At 70.2% G+C, this 18,419-nt stretch carries 16 protein-coding genes; 13 read left to right on the top strand and 3 right to left on the bottom strand.

Features of this window, described 5'->3' with window-relative positions; genetic code table 11:
- Positions 1 to 65 precede the first annotated feature (65 nt).
- The 9 genes from gcvT (at position 66) to ABT304_RS21525 (ending at position 8,014) form a co-directional block, all read left to right on the top strand.
- On the top strand, positions 66 to 1,208 hold the full coding sequence (gene gcvT / locus ABT304_RS21565; protein ID WP_160022414.1) for a glycine cleavage system aminomethyltransferase GcvT: 1,143 nt from the start codon (positions 66 to 68) through the stop codon (positions 1,206 to 1,208).
- 5 nt (positions 1,209 to 1,213) lie between these two features.
- Entirely contained in the window at positions 1,214 to 1,471 is a 258-nt protein-coding gene (locus ABT304_RS21560; protein ID WP_160022416.1) for a hypothetical protein, read from the top strand.
- Between the two features lie 33 nt (positions 1,472 to 1,504).
- The gene (locus ABT304_RS21555; RefSeq protein ID WP_350718301.1) at positions 1,505 to 2,335 is read left to right on the top strand and encodes a PhzF family phenazine biosynthesis protein; all 831 of its coding nucleotides are present in this window, start codon (positions 1,505 to 1,507) and stop codon (positions 2,333 to 2,335) included.
- A gap of 14 nt (positions 2,336 to 2,349) precedes the next feature.
- Complete coding sequence (locus ABT304_RS21550; RefSeq protein ID WP_350718299.1) at positions 2,350 to 3,144, top strand: thymidylate synthase; 795 nt, start codon at positions 2,350 to 2,352, stop codon at positions 3,142 to 3,144.
- Positions 3,134 to 3,646, top strand: a complete 513-nt coding sequence (locus ABT304_RS21545) for a dihydrofolate reductase (RefSeq protein ID WP_350718297.1) — start codon at positions 3,134 to 3,136, stop codon at positions 3,644 to 3,646. Before ABT304_RS21550 ends, ABT304_RS21545 begins: the two co-directional genes overlap by 11 nt.
- Positions 3,647 to 3,826: 180 nt before the next feature.
- Positions 3,827 to 4,447 (top strand): hypothetical protein, encoded by a 621-nt coding sequence (locus ABT304_RS21540; RefSeq protein ID WP_350718295.1) that lies wholly within the window; start codon positions 3,827 to 3,829, stop codon positions 4,445 to 4,447.
- 27 nt (positions 4,448 to 4,474) lie between these two features.
- Positions 4,475 to 5,413: an LLM class F420-dependent oxidoreductase gene (locus tag ABT304_RS21535; RefSeq protein WP_350718293.1), complete on the top strand. Its 939-nt coding sequence runs from the start codon at positions 4,475 to 4,477 to the stop codon at positions 5,411 to 5,413.
- 16 nt (positions 5,414 to 5,429) lie between these two features.
- On the top strand, positions 5,430 to 6,317 hold the full coding sequence (gene dapA / locus ABT304_RS21530) for a 4-hydroxy-tetrahydrodipicolinate synthase (protein ID WP_350718291.1): 888 nt from the start codon (positions 5,430 to 5,432) through the stop codon (positions 6,315 to 6,317).
- A gap of 11 nt (positions 6,318 to 6,328) precedes the next feature.
- The gene (locus ABT304_RS21525; protein WP_350718289.1) at positions 6,329 to 8,014 is read left to right on the top strand and encodes a ribonuclease J; all 1,686 of its coding nucleotides are present in this window, start codon (positions 6,329 to 6,331) and stop codon (positions 8,012 to 8,014) included.
- Here the strand turns inward: ABT304_RS21525 and ABT304_RS21520 are convergent.
- Positions 8,011 to 8,664, bottom strand: a complete 654-nt coding sequence (locus ABT304_RS21520) for a lysoplasmalogenase (protein ID WP_350718287.1) — start codon at positions 8,662 to 8,664, stop codon at positions 8,011 to 8,013. The two genes, ABT304_RS21525 and ABT304_RS21520, sit on opposite strands and share 4 nt — an antisense overlap.
- A gap of 76 nt (positions 8,665 to 8,740) precedes the next feature.
- Between ABT304_RS21520 and ABT304_RS21515 the strand changes: the two genes are divergently transcribed.
- The 4 genes from ABT304_RS21515 to ABT304_RS21500 all read left to right on the top strand — a co-directional run bounded on the left by ABT304_RS21515 (position 8,741) and on the right by ABT304_RS21500 (position 15,928).
- Positions 8,741 to 11,404 (top strand): FtsK/SpoIIIE family DNA translocase, encoded by a 2,664-nt coding sequence (locus ABT304_RS21515; RefSeq protein ID WP_201450991.1) that lies wholly within the window; start codon positions 8,741 to 8,743, stop codon positions 11,402 to 11,404.
- Entirely contained in the window at positions 11,401 to 13,314 is a 1,914-nt protein-coding gene (locus tag ABT304_RS21510; RefSeq protein WP_350718285.1) for a helix-turn-helix domain-containing protein, read from the top strand. The genes ABT304_RS21515 and ABT304_RS21510 overlap by 4 nt, the downstream gene beginning before the upstream one ends.
- 202 nt (positions 13,315 to 13,516) lie before the next feature.
- Entirely contained in the window at positions 13,517 to 14,887 is a 1,371-nt protein-coding gene (locus tag ABT304_RS21505; protein WP_350718283.1) for a glycoside hydrolase family 16 protein, read from the top strand.
- A gap of 24 nt (positions 14,888 to 14,911) precedes the next feature.
- Entirely contained in the window at positions 14,912 to 15,928 is a 1,017-nt protein-coding gene (locus ABT304_RS21500) for a LacI family DNA-binding transcriptional regulator (protein ID WP_350718281.1), read from the top strand.
- Positions 15,929 to 15,937: 9 nt separating this feature from the next.
- Here the strand turns inward: ABT304_RS21500 and ABT304_RS21495 are convergent, their stop codons facing one another.
- Both ABT304_RS21495 and ABT304_RS21490 read right to left on the bottom strand, forming a co-directional pair.
- Positions 15,938 to 16,663 carry a response regulator gene (locus ABT304_RS21495; protein WP_350718279.1) on the bottom strand — a complete coding sequence of 242 codons (726 nt, stop codon included), beginning with the start codon at positions 16,661 to 16,663 and terminating at the stop codon, positions 15,938 to 15,940.
- Entirely contained in the window at positions 16,660 to 18,354 is a 1,695-nt protein-coding gene (locus tag ABT304_RS21490) for a sensor histidine kinase (protein WP_350718277.1), read from the bottom strand. Before ABT304_RS21490 ends, ABT304_RS21495 begins: the two co-directional genes overlap by 4 nt.
- Positions 18,355 to 18,419 lie beyond the last annotated feature (65 nt).

The raw sequence follows: 18,419 nt of genomic DNA, 5'->3' as shown, positions 1-18,419 counted from the left end.
AGGTGTGGCGCGCCCAGACGGGGCGCCGACCGGGCAGTGTCGGCCTGGTGCGATAAGTTCGCGGTATGGCTGAAGAGACCTCCACGGGGGGCGGGTCGGAGCTGCTCCAGTCCCCTCTGCACGAAAACCACGTCGGGCTCGGCGCGAAGTTCGGTGAGTTCGGCGGCTGGTCGATGCCGCTGGAGTATTCCGGCGTCATCAAGGAGCACACGGCGGTCCGTGAAGCCGTCGGGGTCTTCGACGTCAGCCACCTGGGCAAGGTCATGATCAGCGGGCCGGGTGCGGCCGACTTCGTCAACGCGTCCTTCACCAACGACCTCAACCGGATCAAGCCGGGCAAGGCCCAGTACACGCTGTGCTGCGACGAGGAGACCGGCGGCATCGTCGACGACCTGATCGCCTACTACCGCGACGACGAGCACGTCCTGATCGTTCCCAACGCCGCCAACACCCCGGAGGTCGTGCGTCGGCTCCAGGAGGCGGCCCCCGAGGGGATCAACCTCGCCGACCACCACCGCGACTACGCGGTGCTCGCCGTCCAGGGGCCCAAGTCCGACGAGCTGCTCGAGGCGGTCGGGCTGCCGGCCGGTCACGAGTACATGTCCTTCGTGGAGGCGGCCGCTCCCGACGTACTCGGTGACGAGATCGGCGTGGTCGTGTGCCGCTCCGGCTACTCGGGTGAGCGCGGCTACGAGCTGATCGTCGCCAACGAAGCCGCCGCCGCGCTCTGGGACGCGCTGCTGTCCCGGGGCGAGGAGCTCGGCGCGGTGCCGTGCGGCCTCGGCGCCCGCGACACCCTGCGTACGGAGATGGGCTACCCGCTCCACGGCCAGGACATCGCCCTGGACGTCACTCCCAACGAGGCCGGCCTCGGCTGGGCCGTCGGCTGGAAGAAGGACGCCTTCTGGGGCCGCGACAAGCTGGTCGCCGAGAAGGAGGCCGGCCCGAAGCGCGTCCTGCGCGGCATCGTCGCCGTCGGACGAGGTATCCCACGCCCACACATGACCGCGTCGCTGACCGCCGACGTGCCGGTCGGCGAGGTCACCTCCGGCACCTTCTCGCCCACGCTGAAGAAGGGCGTCGGCCTGGTGCTCGTCTCGACCACGGTCAACCCGGAGGCCGAGATCGGCATCGACGTACGCGGCCGCCGCGAGATCTTCCAGCTCACCAAGCCGCCCTTCGTCCCCTCGCACGTGCGGGAGGGGTGAGCAACGTGAGCATTCCCGACGTCCCCTCCGTCTTCAAGCAGCCGTCGGCGGCCGACCGGCCGTGGTGGTGGCAGCTCGTCGACGCCTCGGGCGCCGAGGTGCCGGTCGACGGCGACCTCGCCGGCCAGCGCTTCGCCAACCAGAGCGACGCCGAGTCGTGGGTGGGCGAGGTCTGGCAGGACCTCTTGGACGCGGGCGTGGCCGCGGTGGTGCTCTTCGAGCACGACCGGCAGGTCTACGGCCCGATGAAGCTGACCGCCTGAGGCTTCTCTCCGGTCGTGGCTAGGCTCTCGCGCGTGACTGCCTACGAGTTCCGCCAGGTCGACGTCTTCACCAACGAGCCGCTGCTGGGCAACCCGGTCGCCGTCGTACACGGCGCCGACGGTCTCACCGACGAGCAGATGGCTGCCTTCGCGCGGTGGACCAACCTGTCCGAGACCACGTTCCTGCTGACGCCGACGGACCCGGCTGCCGACTACCGGCTGCGGATCTTCACGGTCAGCGGCGAGCTGCCGTTCGCGGGCCACCCGACGGTCGGGTCGGCGCACGCGTGGCTGGAGGCGGGCGGGAAGCCGAAGGGCGCCAGCCTGGTGCAGGAGTGCGGCGTCGGTCTGGTCGAGCTGCGCCGTGAGGAGCGGATCGCCTTCGCTGCGCCTGAGCTGATCCGGGGCGGCGAGGTCGACGAGGAGACGCTGGGAGCCATCGCGAAGGGGCTGCAGATCTCCCGCGACGACATCCAGGGCGCGCGGTGGTGCGACAACGGGCCGGGCTGGGTCGGGGTGATGCTCGCCGATGCGGAGGCCGTACTGGCCGTGACGCCCGACCACGCCGCTCTGGGGAGTCACAAGGTCGGCCTCGTCGGGCGCTACCCCGAGGGCAGCGAGTGCGCGGTCGAGGTCCGGGCGTACTTCCCGGCCGACGGCGTCGCCTTCGAGGACCCGGTCACCGGGTCGCTCAACGCCGCGCTGGGGCAGTGGCTGGCCGGGTCGGAGCTACCGGAGGCGTACGTCGCTTCTCAGGGCACCATCCTGAAGCGGAGGGGACGCGTGCACGTCGAGCGGGTCGAGGACCAGGTGTGGGTGGGCGGAGACACACTGACCACCATCCATGGGACGGTGGAGCTCTGACCTAGGCTGGGGCCGTGCAGTCCTACCTCGATCTGTTGACCCGCATCCTCGACGAGGGCGTGGAGAAGTCCGACCGCACCGGGACGGGCACGATCAGCGTCTTCGGTCACCAGACCCGCTACGACCTCAGCGAGGGTTTCCCGCTGCTGACGACGAAGAAGGTCCACACCCGCTCGGTCTTCGGCGAGCTGCTCTGGTTCCTGCGCGGCGACACCAACGTGCGCTGGCTCCAGGAGCGCGGCATCACGATCTGGGACGAGTGGGCCGACGAGAACGGCGACCTGGGCCCCGTCTACGGCTACCAGTGGCGCTCCTGGCCAACTCCCGACGGGCGCCACGTCGACCAGATCTCCAAGATCATCGACCAGATCCGCACCGACCCCGACAGCCGCCGCCACGTCATCACCGCCTGGAACCCGGCCGACATCGACGACATGGCGCTGCCGCCGTGCCACACGCTGTGCCAGTTCTACGTCGCCGACGGCAAGCTGAGCCTGCAGCTCTACCAGCGTTCCGCTGACGTGTTCCTGGGGGTGCCGTTCAACATCGCCTCCTACGCCCTGCTGACCCACATGGTCGCTCACGTGACCGGGCTCGAGGTCGGTGACTTCGTGCACACGCTCGGCGACGCCCATCTCTACAGCAACCACCTCGAGCAGGCCCGTCTCCAGCTCACCCGCGAGCCCAGGCCGCTGCCGACGCTGCGGCTCAACCCGGACGTCAAGGACATCGACGCGTTCGAGCTCGAGGACATCACGCTGGAGGGCTACGACCCTGCCCCCGCCATCAAGGCTCCCGTTGCCGTCTGAGGCCGGTTCGGGGCGCGTCGTGATGGTCGCGGCCGTCGCCGACAACGGCGTCATCGGCAACGGCCCCGACATCCCCTGGAAGATCCCCGGCGAGCAGGCCGAGTTCAAGGCGATCACGATGGGCCACACGCTCGTCATGGGCCGCACCACCTTCGAGTCCATCGGCCGCCCCCTCCGGGGCCGCACGACGGTCGTCCTGACCACCGACGAGAACTGGGCGTACGACGGTGTCCTGGTCGCCCACGACATCGAATCCGCCCTCGCCCTGGCCGCGAAGGAGCAGGGCGACATCGTCATCGCCGGGGGAGCGCAGGTCTATGCGGCCGCCCTCCCGTACGCCACCGAGCAGGTCATCACCCGGGTCCACCTGACCCCGGAGGGCGACGTCCTCTACCCGGACTTCGACGAGACGGAATGGGTCGAGACGAAGCGTGAGCCCCACGAGGCGTACGACCGCGTCTTTCTCAGTCGTGTCGAGCTCCGGGCATCGACGACGTCTTGATGCGCAAGCGCCTCGGCTAGCGGCAGGGCAGGGCGATCTCGTCCGCTATGACTGAGGATCCGAGCTTGTGAAGCATTCACAAGCTCGGATCCTCAGCCATAGCCGCCCGATCGCGGGTTGCTGCGACCCGGCCGATCCGGTCTGATCATCGATGTCGGTGCTCACACGTACGTTCGGCACATGTGGATCACTACGACCGAGGCCGTGCTCCGACTGGCCGACGTGCACCTGTTGGGCGAGGCCCAGGCGAAGCGGGTGCTGCGCGCGGGGCTGGCCGGGCCGCGGCACCGGGTCGGGTCGGCGTACTTCTACGAGAACGAACGGTTCGAGGAGCTGCTCGCGCGGCCGAGGTGCAGCGACGAGGTGCTCGACCGGTGGCGACCGTTCATCGCGCGGATCGGGCGCCAGCGAACTCTCGACCTGAAGGCGACATGGGTGGAGCAGGCCGCCGTGGTGGCAGGAGACTGGCACCTGCCCCTACTGACGGCCTTCCAGATCGCCGCCCGCAAGCCGCTTCCGCTCGTGGCGACGCTCGGGGCCTGGGCGGTCTTCACCGCCGACCTCGTCGGCCTCAAACGATCAGACTTGCGGCTCGAACCGCCAGGGGACTGGGCGGCAGACTTCACCAACACCTGGCTCCCGATCGAGAACGGGCCGGCCTGGACGATGTGGGGAGCGCCCGTGACGACAGCGCCGCGAGCCGATCCGCTGAGTGCCCACTACCAGGCGCAGGTCATGGCCGAACGAGAGCGCCGTGAGCTGAGCTCCACAGCCCGCCTTCGCTCCCTGACGCGCGAGTAGGTGTCTCGCCCCTCTAAGGTAAACGGCATGGAGCTGCGCATCTTCACCGAGCCCCAGCAGGGGGCGTCCTACGCCGACATCCTCGCTGTCGCCAAGAAGGCCGAGGAGCTGGGATTCGGGGCGTTCTTCCGCTCCGACCACTACCTGAAGATGGGCTCGGTCGACGGACTGCCCGGACCGAGCGACGCGTGGACGACGCTCGCCGGCCTGGCCCGCGACACGAGCACGATCCGGCTCGGCACCCTGGTCACCTCGGCGACCTTCCGCCTCCCGGGTGTGCTGGCCATCCAGGCTGCCAACGTCGACGACATGTCCGAGGGCCGGGTCGAGCTCGGCCTGGGAGCGGGCTGGTTCGAGGAAGAGCACGAGGCGTACGGGATCCCGTTCCCGGCCCTGGGGGAGCGGTTCGACCGGCTGGAGGAGCAGCTCGAGATCATCACCGGTCTGTGGGCGACCGAGCCGGGGGAGACCTTCGACTTCAACGGGAAGCACTACACGATCAAGGAGAGCCCGGGCCTGCCGAAGCCGGTCCAGACCCGTGGCCACGCCGGCTCGATCCCGGTGATCGTGGGCGGTGGCGGCAAGAAGCGTACGCCGACGCTGGCCGCGACCTTCGCCGACGAGTTCAACGCAGCGTTCGTCTCCGTCGAGGAGTCCCAGGCGCTGTTCGAGAACGTCGGGCGCTTCGTCGAGGCAGCCGGCCGGGACGACTCGATCATCTACTCCGCCGCCCAGGTGCTCTGCGTCGGCCGCGACGAGGACGAGATCGCCCGCCGGGCGCAGGCGATCGGCCGCGAGCCCGCCGAGCTGCGTGAGAACGGTCTGGCGGGCACCCCAGACGAGGTGGTCGCCAAGATCAAGCGGTTCGAGGACGCCGGCGCGACCCGCATCTACCTCCAGGTGCTCGACCTGAGCGATCTCGACCATCTCGCACTCGTAGCCGACGAGGTCATGCAGCGCGTCTGACGATAGTCTGTACGCCATGACTGATGCTCCCTTCGGCACCGTGCTCTCCGCACTCGTCACGATGTTCAACGACGATGGCTCGGTCGACCTGGAGCAGACCCAGAAAGTCGCCAAGCACCTGGTCGATCACGGCCACGACGGCATCGTCGTCTCCGGCACCACCGGCGAGTCGCCGACCACCACTCCTGCCGAGGACGGCGAGATCCTGGCCGCGGTCAAGGACGCCGTCGGCGACCGCGCCAAGATCGTGGCCGGCATCGGCACCAACGACACCCGCACCACCGTCGAGCTCGCCAAGCAGGCGGCGTCGATCGGCGCCGACGGCCTGCTGCTGGTGACGCCCTACTACAACAAGCCGGGCGAGCGCGGCATCCGCGAGCACTTCCGCACCGTGGTCTCCGCGACCGACACCCCGGTCATCCTCTACGACGTCCCCGGCCGCACCGGCTCCCCGATCACCCTCGACACCTACCGCGAGGCGATCACCTGGGACACCGTCGTCGCGGTCAAGGAGGCCGCCGGCGACTTCCCGCGCGGCACCAGGCTGCTCGACCTCGGCTACTCGATCTACTCCGGTGACGACGCGCTCACCCTCGCCTGGCTGGCGCACGGCGCCGTCGGCGTGATCAGCGTCGCCGCCCACGTGCTCGGCGACCAGACGCGGACGATGATCGACGCCTTCGCGGCGAGCGACATCGAGACCGCCCGCAAGACTTATGCGCGGATGCTCCCCGCGATCGACGCCATCATGGGCGTCCCGAACTACGGAGCCACCACTGCCAAGGCCGCACTCGAGCTGACCGGCGTGATCGACAACCGCAACGTACGAGGGCCGCTGGTGGCTCTCGACAGCGACGAGGTCGAGGCGCTGCGAGCCGGGCTGGAGGCCTCTGGCCTTCTCTAGAAGGAACGCCTTTGTCTCACCCACACCCGGAGCTGACCGAACCCGGCAAGCTCCCCAAGGGCGGCCTGCGGGTCACCCCTCTCGGCGGCCTCGGCGAGGTCGGCCGCAACATGACCGTTTTCGAATACGACGGCCGGCTGCTGATCGTCGACTGCGGTGTGCTCTTCCCCGAGGAGCAGCAGCCCGGCGTCGACCTGATCCTGCCCGACTTCGGCCCGATCCGTGACCGCCTCGGTGACATCGAGGCGCTGGTCCTGACCCACGGTCACGAGGACCACATCGGCGCGACGCCCTACCTGCTCCGCGAGCGTCAGAACATCCCGCTGGTCGGCTCCGAGCTGACCCTGGCCCTGCTCGGCTCCAAGCTGCGCGAGCACCGCCTGCGCGAGACCGTCCAGCACAAGGTACGCGAGGGCGACACGATCTCCTTCGGGCCGTTCGAGCTCGAGTTCGTGGCGGTCAACCACTCCATCCCGGACGCGCTCGCGGTCGCGATCCGCACCGGCGCCGGTCTCGTGCTGCACACCGGCGACTTCAAGATGGACCAGCTGCCGCTGGACGGCCGGATCACCGACCTGCGCGCGTTCGCCCGGCTCGGCGAGGAGGGTGTGGACCTGTTCCTCACCGACTCCACCAACGCCGAGGTCCCCGGTTTCACGACCGCCGAGAAGAAGATCGCCCCGGCGATCGAGCAGGTCTTCCGCGAGTCCGACCAGCGCATCATCGTGGCCTGCTTCGCCTCGCACGTGCACCGCGTCCAGCAGGTGCTCGACAGCGCGGTCGCGCACGGCCGCAAGGTGGCGTACGTCGGTCGCTCGATGGTCCGCAACATGCAGATCGCCTCCGACCTGGGCTACCTGCACGTGCCCGAGGACGTCATCGTCGACGCCAAGGAGCTCGCCGAGCTGCCGCCGGAGCGGGTCGTCATGGTCTCGACCGGCTCGCAGGGCGAGCCGATGTCGGCGCTGTCGCGGATCGCGAACGGCACCCACAACTTCGTCCACATCGAGCCGGGCGACACCGTCCTGCTCGCCTCGAGCCTGATCCCCGGCAACGAGAACTCGGTCTACCGGGTGATCAACGGCCTCGCCCGCCTCGGCGCCAACGTGGTCCACAAGGGCAACGCCCTGGTGCACGTCTCCGGCCACGCCAGCGCCGGCGAGCTGCTCTACTGCTACAACATCGTCCGCCCGCGCAACGTGATGCCCGTCCACGGCGAGGTGCGCCACCTGCTCGCCAACGGCGACCTGGCCCGCCAGACCGGCGTCGAGAGCGTCGTCTACGCCGAGGACGGCGTGGTCGTCGACCTGATCGACGGCAAGGCCGAGATCGCGGGCAAGGTCGAGTGTGGCTACGTCTTCGTCGACGGCACCACCGTCGGCGACGTCACCGAGTCCGAGCTCAAGGACCGCCGCATCCTCTCCGAGGAGGGCTTCGTCTCGATCATCGTCGTGGTCGACTCGGTCAACGGCACCGTCGCCAGCGGCCCCGAGATCCACGCCCGCGGCCACGTGTGGCCGGACAATGCCTTCGAGCCGATCAAGCAGCCGATCGTCAAGGCGGTCAACCGGGCCATCTCGGAGGGTGCGACCGACACCTACCAGCTGCAGCAGGCCATCCGGCGTACGTTCGGGCGCTGGGTCTCCAGCACCCACCGTCGCCGCCCGATGATCGTCCCGGTCGTCATCGAGGCCTAGAGCGCCAGCAGCACGCCAGCCGTGATCAGCGCCTGGCCGACGTGATAGGTCACCATGATCTGCACGTTGGTCAGGCGCGGCGGCTCGTTGCCGTGCTCGGCGAGGTTGATCCCGATCAGGGTGTCGCTGACGACGAAGATCAGCGCGCCCACGGCGATCCACACGCTCCCGGTCATCCAGCCGAGCACGAGCATGGTGGCGATCACCAGCGAGTACGCCGCCAGGGCCGCAGCCGTCGGCACACCGCCCATCTGACGGGCGCCCCCGAGCACCCGGCCCATCGGGATCGCCAGCACGACCGCGACCACGATTCCGGCCCAGGACCACGCGGGGGTCTCCAGACCGAGGGCGAGGAAGGTCACGGCGTACGCCAGATGGCCGACGAAGAAGAACCCCACCCCGCCGAGGAAGCGCCGGGTGGAAGCTCCGATCATCGAGATGTCGCCGAGCATCCCGAAGAAGAGCGCGACGATCAGCCACCACGCTGCCGGCTCGCCGTCGCTGACGAGCCCCACCAACACCATCAGCCCCACCATCACCAGGGGCTTGGTGACGTAGTGGATCCGCCGCCAGCCGAACCACACGCAGGTCCAGTCCGCCACGGCGTCGGCGGCGGTGAAAAGGGCGATGAGGACTGCGAGGCTCTGCATGGCGGCAAACTACACCGATGCAACACACCCCCATGGGGTCCCGGAGCCAGGCCGCTCGGTCAAATACCCTGCTTGTATGGCGACCCGTACGTCTTCCCCGCCGGGTTCGCGGAGCTCGACCACCAACAAGAGCACCCGTCCCCGGAGTACGACCACGACAAAGCGAGCAACGGCCACGAGCCGGGCCCGCTCCAAGGCAACGCCGGCCAAACGCCGCCCTGCCGCGAAGAAGAAGACGACGAACCGTACGCCACCCCGTGCCGTGCGCAACGGGCCGAGCCCGATCGCGGTCCTCTTCGATGCCATCTTCTCGACCATCGCGAGCCTGTGGCTGGCGATCGCCGGGGGAGTGGCGGCCATCTTCCGCGTCGGCGGCCAGGCCGCCAGTGACCTCGAGCCGGAGCACCGGCGCGACGGCGCCGGCCTGTTCCTGATCGGCCTCTCCGTCCTCGTCGCCGCCGGCGTCTGGTTCCAGCTCGGCGGACAGTTCTTCGACGTCGTACGCATCGCCGTGGCCGGCGTCGTCGGCAAGGTCGGCTGGCTGGTGCCGGTCGGGCTCGTCGTCGCCGGTGCCCGGCTGATGCGCGACCCGGTCAACGCCGCTCCGGTCGGCCGGCTCGCGATCGGCTGGGCCGCGTTCCTGATGGCCACGCTCGGCATCATCCAGATCGCCAACGGCAACCCGCAGCCCACCTCGGGCGACAGCACCGAGCTGCAGTGGGCCGGCGGTGCGATCGGCTACGTCGTGGCCAGCCTGCTGCTCGACGTGCTGCGTTCGACGGCCGTGGTCGTCGTACTCCTGTCCCTTCTGGTCGTCTTCGGGATCCTGGTGATCACCGGGACCCCGCTCTACCAGGTGCCGAGTCGCCTGGTGGAGCTGCGCGATCGGGCGCTCGGCCTGACACCGCCCGAGGAGATGAGCGAGAGCGGCACCAACATCCGGCGGGTGCGCCGGGGCAACAAGCTCTTCGCCGACGACGACACCTTCGACCCGGAGGGCTTCGAGCCCTACGAGACGCCGCTCCTCGAGGAGGAGAAGCCGAAGAAGAAGCGCAAGAAGGACGGGCTCGACATCGCGCTCGCCCTCGACGAGGACCCGGACGCCGACACCCAGCCCGACGAGGCCGTGCCCAGCGATGCGGCAGGCCTCATGCCCGCGGTCTCCGACGGGGCACCGAGGCCCGGTCAGAAGCGCGGCCCCAAGGGCGACCTCGAGCCGCCGCCGCACGCCGAGCTGCCGCAGCGGGTCGAGCAGCTGATGCTCGCCGGCGACGTCGCCTACACGCTCCCGGGCAGCGACCTGCTCAAGCCCGGCTCGCCGCACAAGGCCCGCTCCAAGGCCTCCGACGACATCGTCAGCCGGCTCCAGGCGGTGCTCGAGGAGTTCAACATCGATGCCGCGGTCACCGGCTACACCCGTGGCCCGACGGTCACCCGCTACATCGTGGAGCTCGGCGCCGGCGTGAAGGTCGAGAAGATCACCGGCATCCAGAAGAACATCGCCTACGCGGTGGCCTCCGCCGACGTACGCATCCTCTCGCCGATCCCCGGCAAGTCGGCCGTCGGTGTGGAGATCCCGAACATCGACAAGGAGATCGTCACCCTCGGCGACGTACTCCGCTCCAACGCCGCGCGCGGCGACCACCACCCGATGATCACCGGTGTCGGCAAGGACGTCGAGGGCGGCTTCGTCGTCGCCAACCTCGCCAAGATGCCCCACCTGTTGGTCGCGGGTGCGACCGGTTCGGGTAAGTCGTCCTTCATCAACTCGATGATCACCTCGGTGCTGATGCGGGCCACACCCGACGAGGTGCGGATGATCATGGTCGACCCCAAGCGGGTCGAGCTCAACTCCTACGAGGGCGTGCCGCACCTGATCACGCCGATCATCACCAACCCGAAGAAGGCCGCCGAGGCGCTGGCCTGGGTCGTACGCGAGATGGACATGCGCTACGACGACCTGGCCAACTTCGGCTTCCGCCACGTCGACGACTTCAACAAGGCCGTCCGTGCCGGGAAGGTGCAGCTCCCGCCCGACTCCGAGCGGGTCCTGTCGCCCTACCCCTACCTGCTGGTCATCGTCGACGAGCTCGCCGACCTGATGATGGTCGCCCCGCGCGACGTCGAGGACGCGGTCGTACGCATCACCCAGCTCGCCCGTGCCGCCGGCATCCACCTGGTGCTGGCGACGCAGCGGCCCTCGGTCGACGTGGTCACGGGTCTGATCAAGGCCAACGTGCCCTCGCGACTCGCCTTCGCGACCTCGTCGCTGGCCGACTCGCGCGTCATCCTCGACCAGCCCGGTGCGGAGAAGCTGGTCGGCCAGGGTGACGGGCTGTTCCTGCCGATGGGCTCCTCCAAGCCGATCCGTGTGCAGGGCTCTTGGGTCTCCGAGTCGGAGGTCAACGCGGTCGTCAAGAGCGTCAAGGGCCAGCTGGAGCCGTCCTACCGCGACGACGTGACCGCCCCGGCGGAGTCGAAGCGCGTCCTGGACGACGACATCGGCGACGACATGGACCTGGTCATCCAGGCGATCGAGCTGATCGTCTCGACCCAGTTCGGATCGACCTCGATGCTGCAGCGCAAGCTCCGCGTCGGGTTCGCCAAGGCCGGCCGCCTGATGGATATCCTCGAGTCGCGCGGGGTTGTCGGTCCCTCCGAGGGCTCCAAGGCACGCGACGTACTCGTCAAGCCGGACGAGATCGACGGCGTCATCGCAACGATCCAGGGGGAGATGTGAGCGAGAATTCACCGGCGGTCGAGACCGTCGACCCTGCCGAGACCGTCGAGAGCCACGACGTCGACGTCGTCGAGGTACGCCGCAACGGCCGCCTCGCGCTGGTGGTGGCGCTCGCGTCGCTGCTCGTCGGCATCGCCTTCGTGCTGCGCGGCGGCATCGAGGGCTATCTGGTCGGCCTGATCCTGCTCGTCGTCGCGGCGGTGCAGGGCTGGACGGCCTGGGACTCCCGGATGCCGCTGCTGCTCGTCGATGAGCAGGGCGTACGCCTCCGCTTCGGCCAGACCTGGCAGGGCATCCCGTGGTCGAAGATCGAGTCCGTCGAGCACACCCCGCGTCCGGACGGGATCGAGCGGTTTTGGAAGGACGGCCGCATCGGCGTGCTGCTGCACGACGAGGACGAGGTGCTCGAGGAGCTATCGCCGACCGCCCGGCGCCAGGCGATGCTGACCGAGCGCCTCTACGGCCTCCCGTTCTCGCTCCCGCTCGGCCTCTCCACCCGCGTCCTGGGCGCCGGTGACGACGTCACCGAGGCCATCGCGATCGTCGCCGCCGACGGCGTCGAGGTCGTCGAGATCGACCCCGCGCTCGACGTGGAGGAGCCGGAGACGGACACCGACGAGAGCGCCGAGGACCACCCTGCCGATGCCGCCTCGGACGACGGTGACACCGCGGTCCGTCCGCCCCTCTCCGAGCGGGTCGGAGACACCAACCCCCGGATGCTCCGGGTCTTGGACGAGCCTGATATCAATGCCGCAGACGTGGTGGACGAGGCGGAGCAGGACCAGGTGGACCGGGACACTGAGACGACCGCGCACAGCGCGGAACAGGACGAGGCGACGCCGAAGACCGACCCCGAGCCTGAGCCCGAAGTGAATCTCGTGGCAGAGGCGAAGGCGGAGCCGGTCGCGCCGCTGCGCGAGCCCTCGACGGCGGTCCGGGTGGACGTACGCTACGTGCCCGAGGAGCCCCAGGAGACCATCGCCATCCACGGCGCGAACGCGCTCCAGCTGGACCTGGCCGAGGCGGCGTTCGCCGACGTGGACGTCCAGGACTCGGATGTCGACGAGGACCTCGACGAGGACCTCGAGGACTCCGAGCCCGAGGGCGTACGTGCGATCGCGGTGCCCGACGAAGGCGTCAAGGCGCTGGCTATCGACGGCGTCGACGACGAGCCCACCGAGGTGGTGCCGGCCAAGGTCCCCGAGATCGGTGCCGAGATCGCCGCGGCCCGCCGCCGGCTCGCCCTGGACATGGACGGCCTGGCCGAGTGGACCCGGATCCGTCCGCACGTCATCGAGGCGATCGAGGTCGACGACTTCGGCCCCTGCGGCGGCGACTTCTACGCCCGTGGCCACCTGCGTACGCTGGCGCGCGTCCTCGGCATCGAGGTCGCGCCGCTGCTGCGCACCTATGACGAGAAGTACGCCTCCGGCCCGGTCAGCCCGCGCGCCGTCTTCGAGGCCGAGCTCGCCCACAGCGCCGCGATCCGTCCGGTCCGGCGTATGCGTGGCGGTCCGTCCTGGTCGGTCCTGGTCGCCGCGGTGATGGCGGTCATCCTGGTCTGGTCGGTCGCGCGCCTGGTCATCGACGGCACCCAGCACGAGCCCGAGGCCGGAGCGATCCAGCTCGACGGCTCCGCCGGCACCGACAGCCCCTACGGCAAGTCCTCGCCCGTACCGGTGACCATCTCCGCCGCCGGTGGCGGTGCCCACGTGGTCGTCCGCGACCCGCGCGGCAAGGTGGTCTTCAGCGGTGACCTCGCCTTCGGCGAGTCCAAGGAGCTCCAGGTCACCCCGCCCCTGCGCGTACAGACCTCCGACGGTTCCCTCAAGGTCGCTGTCGGCGACGGCAAGGCCAAGGCCCTCGGCAAGACCGGCGAGGCCGCTCAGCGCACCTACACCGCCAACTAACACACACCGTCCCCGCCGAGTCGGCTCGTCATGACGAGCCGACTCGGCGCTGTTTTCGGTCAGAACGCGCCGACTCGGCGGGGTTGTTAAAGAGATCGGGATTTGGTGACGCGGGTCACATCGGGTTTGGGACCATGACATTCGAGAGAGCGCTCTCACGAGTCGCCAGACTCATCGCTCATTCATCGGGAAGCGAGTCATCATGAGAAGTCTCAAGGCATTAGGGGCCGCTGTGATCGCGGCCGGCGTGGTCGCCGTGGCGATCCCACTGACATCCTTCGGACAGGCGTCGGAGGCGTCGGAGCCGGGCACCCCGGCCGGCTGGACGAAGGTGTGGAGCGACGACTTCACCGGCGCGGCCGGGTCGCGGATCAACACCAACAACTGGATGTACGACATCGGCCACAGCTACCCCGGCGGCGCGGCCAACTGGGGCACGGGGGAGATCGCCTACCACAGCGACAGCACCCAGAACGTCTACCAGGACGGCAACGGCAACCTGGTCATCAAGCCGATCCGCGACGGCGCCGGCAACTGGACCTCCGGGCGCATCGAGACCACCCGTACCGACTTCCAGCCGCCCTCCGGCGGAGTGCTCCGCGTCGAGGGACGCATCCAGATGCCGAACGTCACCGGCGCCGCGGCGCAGGGCATCTGGCCGGCGTTCTGGATGCTCGGCGAGCCCTTCCGCGGCAACTACTGGAACTGGCCGGGCATCGGCGAGATCGACATCATGGAGAACGTCAACGGCGCCAACCAGGTCTGGGGCACGCTGCACTGCGGCACCTCGCCCGGCGGTCCGTGCAACGAGACCACCGGCCTCGGCGGGACGCTCCAGGGCTGCCCGGGCTCGACCTGCCAGTCGTCGTTCCACACCTACGCGATGGAGTGGGACCGCAGCACCAGTCCGCAGCAGATCCGGTTCTACGTCGACAACACGCTCTACCACACGGTCCGCTCGGACCAGGTCGACGCGACGACCTGGAACAACGCGACTAACCACGGCTTCTTCATCATCCTCAACGTCGCGATCGGCGGCGGCTGGCCCGGCAACCCGACCTCGGCGACCGCCTCCGGGGTGCCCATGCTGGTCGACTACGTCGCGGTCTACTCCAAGGGCGGCGGCACCACCGAGCCGACCGACCCGCCGGCCCCTGGCAGCCGGGACGCCTACTCCACCATCCAGGCCGAGTCCTACAACGCCCAGAGCGGCACCCAGATGGAGGCGACGACCGACACCGGCGGCGGTCAGAACGTCGGCTATCTCAGCAACGGCGACTGGCTCCGCTACGACGGTGTGAACTTCGGTTCCAGCGCCGCGCACACGTTCTCCGCGCGCGTCGCCTCCGGTGCGCCGGCGGGGGTGAGCGGCCTGGTCGAGGTACGCCTCGACAACGTGAACAACGCGCCGATCGGCAGCTTCTCGGTGGCCAACACCGGAGGCTGGCAGAGCTGGCGTACGGTCCCGGGCAGCATCAGCGGGGTGACCGGAACGCACACGGTGTTCCTGCGGTTCGCCAGCGGCCAGCCGGCCGACTTCGTCAACCTCAACTGGTTCACGTTCTCAAGGTGAGCGGTAGGCGATAGGTTTCGATACATGAACGAGACCCCGGCCGGCCGGCCGACGCTGGAGACGGTGGCCCGGGCGGCCGGGGCCTCGCGAGCGACGGTCTCGCGCGTCGTCAACGGCTCCACGACCGTACGTCCCGACGTCGCCGAGAGCATCCGCCAAGCGATCGCCGACCTCGGCTACGTGCCGAACCCGGCGGCGCGGAGCCTGGTGACGCAGCGTACGGACTCCATCGCCCTGATCCTGCCGGAGTCCGCGACCCGGGTCTTCTCCGACGACGCCTTCTTCCCCGGCGTGATCCGCGGTGTCGGCGAGGCGCTGGAGAAGGCGGACAAGCAGCTGGTTCTGCTGCTCGCCTCGACGCAGTCGAGCCACGACCGGATCCTGCGCTACGTGCACGGCCGCACCGTCGACGGCGTCGTGCTGGCCTCGATGCACGGGGCCGACACCCTGCCCGAGGAGCTGCGGGTGGCGGGCGTCCCGGTCGTCACCAGCGGACGGCCGCTGGGTGAGGCGACCGTGCCGTACATCGACGTCGAGCACGCCAGCGGCGTGGAGGCGGCGATGAACCACCTCATCGGTCTCGGCCGGCGCCGGATCGCGACCATCTGCGGGCCGCAGGACATGGTCGCCGGGCGCGAGCGCCTGGCGGGCTACCTCACCGGTCTGCAGGCCTTGCCGGGGGCGGTGCCGCTGGTCGAGGAGGGCGACTTCATGCGCCAGTCGGGCATCGACGCGATGGAGCGGCTGCTGGAGCGCGATCCTGGCATCGACGCCGTCTTCGCGGCCTCCGACCTGATGGCCGACGGCGCCCTGCGTACGCTGCGCCGGCTCGGCCGCCGGGTGCCCGACGACGTGGCGGTGATCGGGTTCGACGACGTCGAGGCGGCCCGGTTCACCGACCCGCCGCTGACGACGGTGCACCAGCCGATCCACGAGATCGGCACCCGCCTCGCCGAGCAGATCCTCCGTCTGGTCGCGGGGGAGGACGTCGAGCCCTCCGTCGTGCTCCCGACGAGGCTGGTGATCCGCGAGTCCGCCTGAGCCGACGGCTCAGGAGTCGCCCGCCCGGTAGCGCCGCTCGGGGCGTCCGGCGGTGCCGTAGTTGAGACGTACGCCGATCCGGCCCGTGCTCGCGAAGTGCTCGAGATAGCGGCGCGCGCTCACCCGGGAGACTCCGATCTCCTCGGCGCACTCGGTGGCGCTGAGCTCGCCGGCGGCCTGCAGTGCGGCCAGTACGGCCCGGGCGGTCTCCGCGCTGAGCCCCTTCGGCAGCCGCTCACGAGTCTCGCGTGCGCCCTGGTGGCTGAAGACCTCGTCGATGCCGGCCTGGACCTCGTCGCGGTGCTCGGCCCCCTCGGCTCCCTCGGCGCGCTGCCCGATCCGGGCGAGCGCCTCGCGGGAGCGGCGTACGTCGTCGAGCCGGGCGGCCAGGTCCTCGAACGGGAACGGCTTGACCACGTAGTGGGCGGCGCCGCCGGCCGCGGCGGCCCGCACCGTGTCGGCCTCGCGGGCGGCGGTGATGACGATGACGTCGGCGTCGTCGCCTCGTCCGCGCAGCCGGCGCAGCAGCTCGATGCCGCTGAAGTCGGGAAGGTGCACGTCGAGCAGCAGCACGTCGGGGGAGAGGCGGGCGGTCTCCTCGAGCGCCTGGGAGCCTGTCGCGGCCACCCCGACGACGCGGAACCCGTCGACGCGCTCGACGAAGCGGGTGTGGATCGAGGCCACCATGAAGTCGTCCTCGACCACGAGCACGGTGAGCTCCGGTGCGGACGTCATCGGGCCTCCTCGGGGGCAGTATCGCCGGGTGGGGCGGCGGGTGGGGTGGTGGGTGGGGCGAGCGGCGCGGCGCCCGGCAGGGTAGCGATGAAGACCGCGCCCGGGCGCTCCGCCGACCCGCTATTCTCCACCTCGACCTCGCCGCCGCGTGCACGGCACACCAGCTGCACCAGCGCGAGCCCGACGCCGCGGCCGCTGGCGTCGCGCGGCTTGGTGCTGAATCCGCGCCGGAAGATCTCGGGCAGACGCTCGGCCGGCACTCCGCCGCCGGTGTCGGAGACGCGGACGGTCACGGTCTGGCCCGCGGCCGTCAGGCGTACGCCGACCCGACCGTCGAGCGGGCCGACCAGCGCGGCCGCGTCGACGGCGTTGTCGACCAGGTTGCCGAGGACGGTGACCACGTCGGCGGAGCCGTCGGGGGTGAGCCGGGGGAGCGAGCTGGTGGCGTCCAGGTCGATGCTCACCCGGCGCTCGGCGGCCAGGCTCGCCTTGGCGATGAGCAGGGCGGCCACCGCAGGGTCGTCGATCCGCGAGGTGATGTGGTCGCTCAGTGCCGCCCGGCGCGCGGTCAGCCCGGTGACGAACTGGCCCACCTCGGCATACTCCTCCAGCTCGAGGAGCCCGGTGATGGTGTGCAGCTGGTTGCTGAACTCATGGGTCTGCGCCCGCAGCGTCTCGGTGACGCTCTCGCGGGCGTTGAGCTCGCTCTGCAGCGCTACCAGCTCGGTGCGGTCGCGCAGCGTGGTGACGGTGCCGGCGGGGCGGCCGTCGTGGTGGACCCGGTTGCGGTTGAGCACGAGCACCCGCTCACCGGCGACCAGCGGTGCGTCGTGCACCTCCTCGGCTCCGCTGAGCAGGGCGAGGGTCTCGGCGGGCAGGTCGAGCTCGTCGAGCCGGTGCCCGGTCGGGTCCGAGGTCAGCCCGAGCAGCTCGCGGGCGCTGTCGCTCATCAGGCTGACCCGCCCGTCGGCGCCGACCGCCAGCACCCCCTCGCGGATCGAGCGGAGCAGGCCCTCGCGGTGGTCGGCGAGGGCGGCGATGTCGCGCGGCTCCAGCCCACGCGTACGTCGCTTGATCAGCCGCGCCAGCAGCCACGACCCGAGCACGCCGAGCGCGAGACCGGCCAGCAGCACGGTGAGGGCGTCGGCCCAGGTGCGGGCGAGGCGCTCGGTCAGCGGCGGATAGTCCTCGGTCACGACGACCACGCCGACCGGACGCGGCGCCTCGGCGTCCGCGCCGGTCGAGCCACCGCCGTAGACCGGGACCTGGGCGGCGATCGCCCGGCGGCCGGCGTCGTCGATGTCGCCGGACCAGGCCCGGCTCGTCTCTCGCCTGCCCAGATCGAGGGTCTCGCCGACCCGGGTGGGGTCGGTGGCGACGAGGACCGTGCCGTCGAGCGCGGTGAGGTAGGCGGTGTCGGCGCCCGCGTCGGCGGCCCGGGTCTGCAGGTAGAAGCCCAGGGCCTGCCGGTCGGGGGCGCTGCTGGTCAGCCCGTCCTGGATGGCCGCGATGCCGGCCAGGCTCTCCGCGGCGGCGCGCAGCCGGTCCTCGCGGGAGTCACGGAAGTCGGCGTCGCTCTGCCGCAGGGAGACGATGCTGGTCGCCACGACGACGAGCAGCAGCACCGAGAGCTGCAGCAGCAGCACCTGTCCGGCCAGCGACAGGTGGCGCCGCGGTCGCTGTGGCCACAAGTTACACAACCTCCTTTGGTTGCTGAATGGTGACGGCGGTCACCCCGGACTGTGACCATCGCCAC

Source organism: Nocardioides sp. NPDC000445 (assembly GCF_040300245.1).
Classification (GTDB): Bacteria; Actinomycetota; Actinomycetes; order Propionibacteriales; family Nocardioidaceae; genus Nocardioides.
This window is presented reverse-complemented; position numbering and strand designations above follow the sequence as displayed.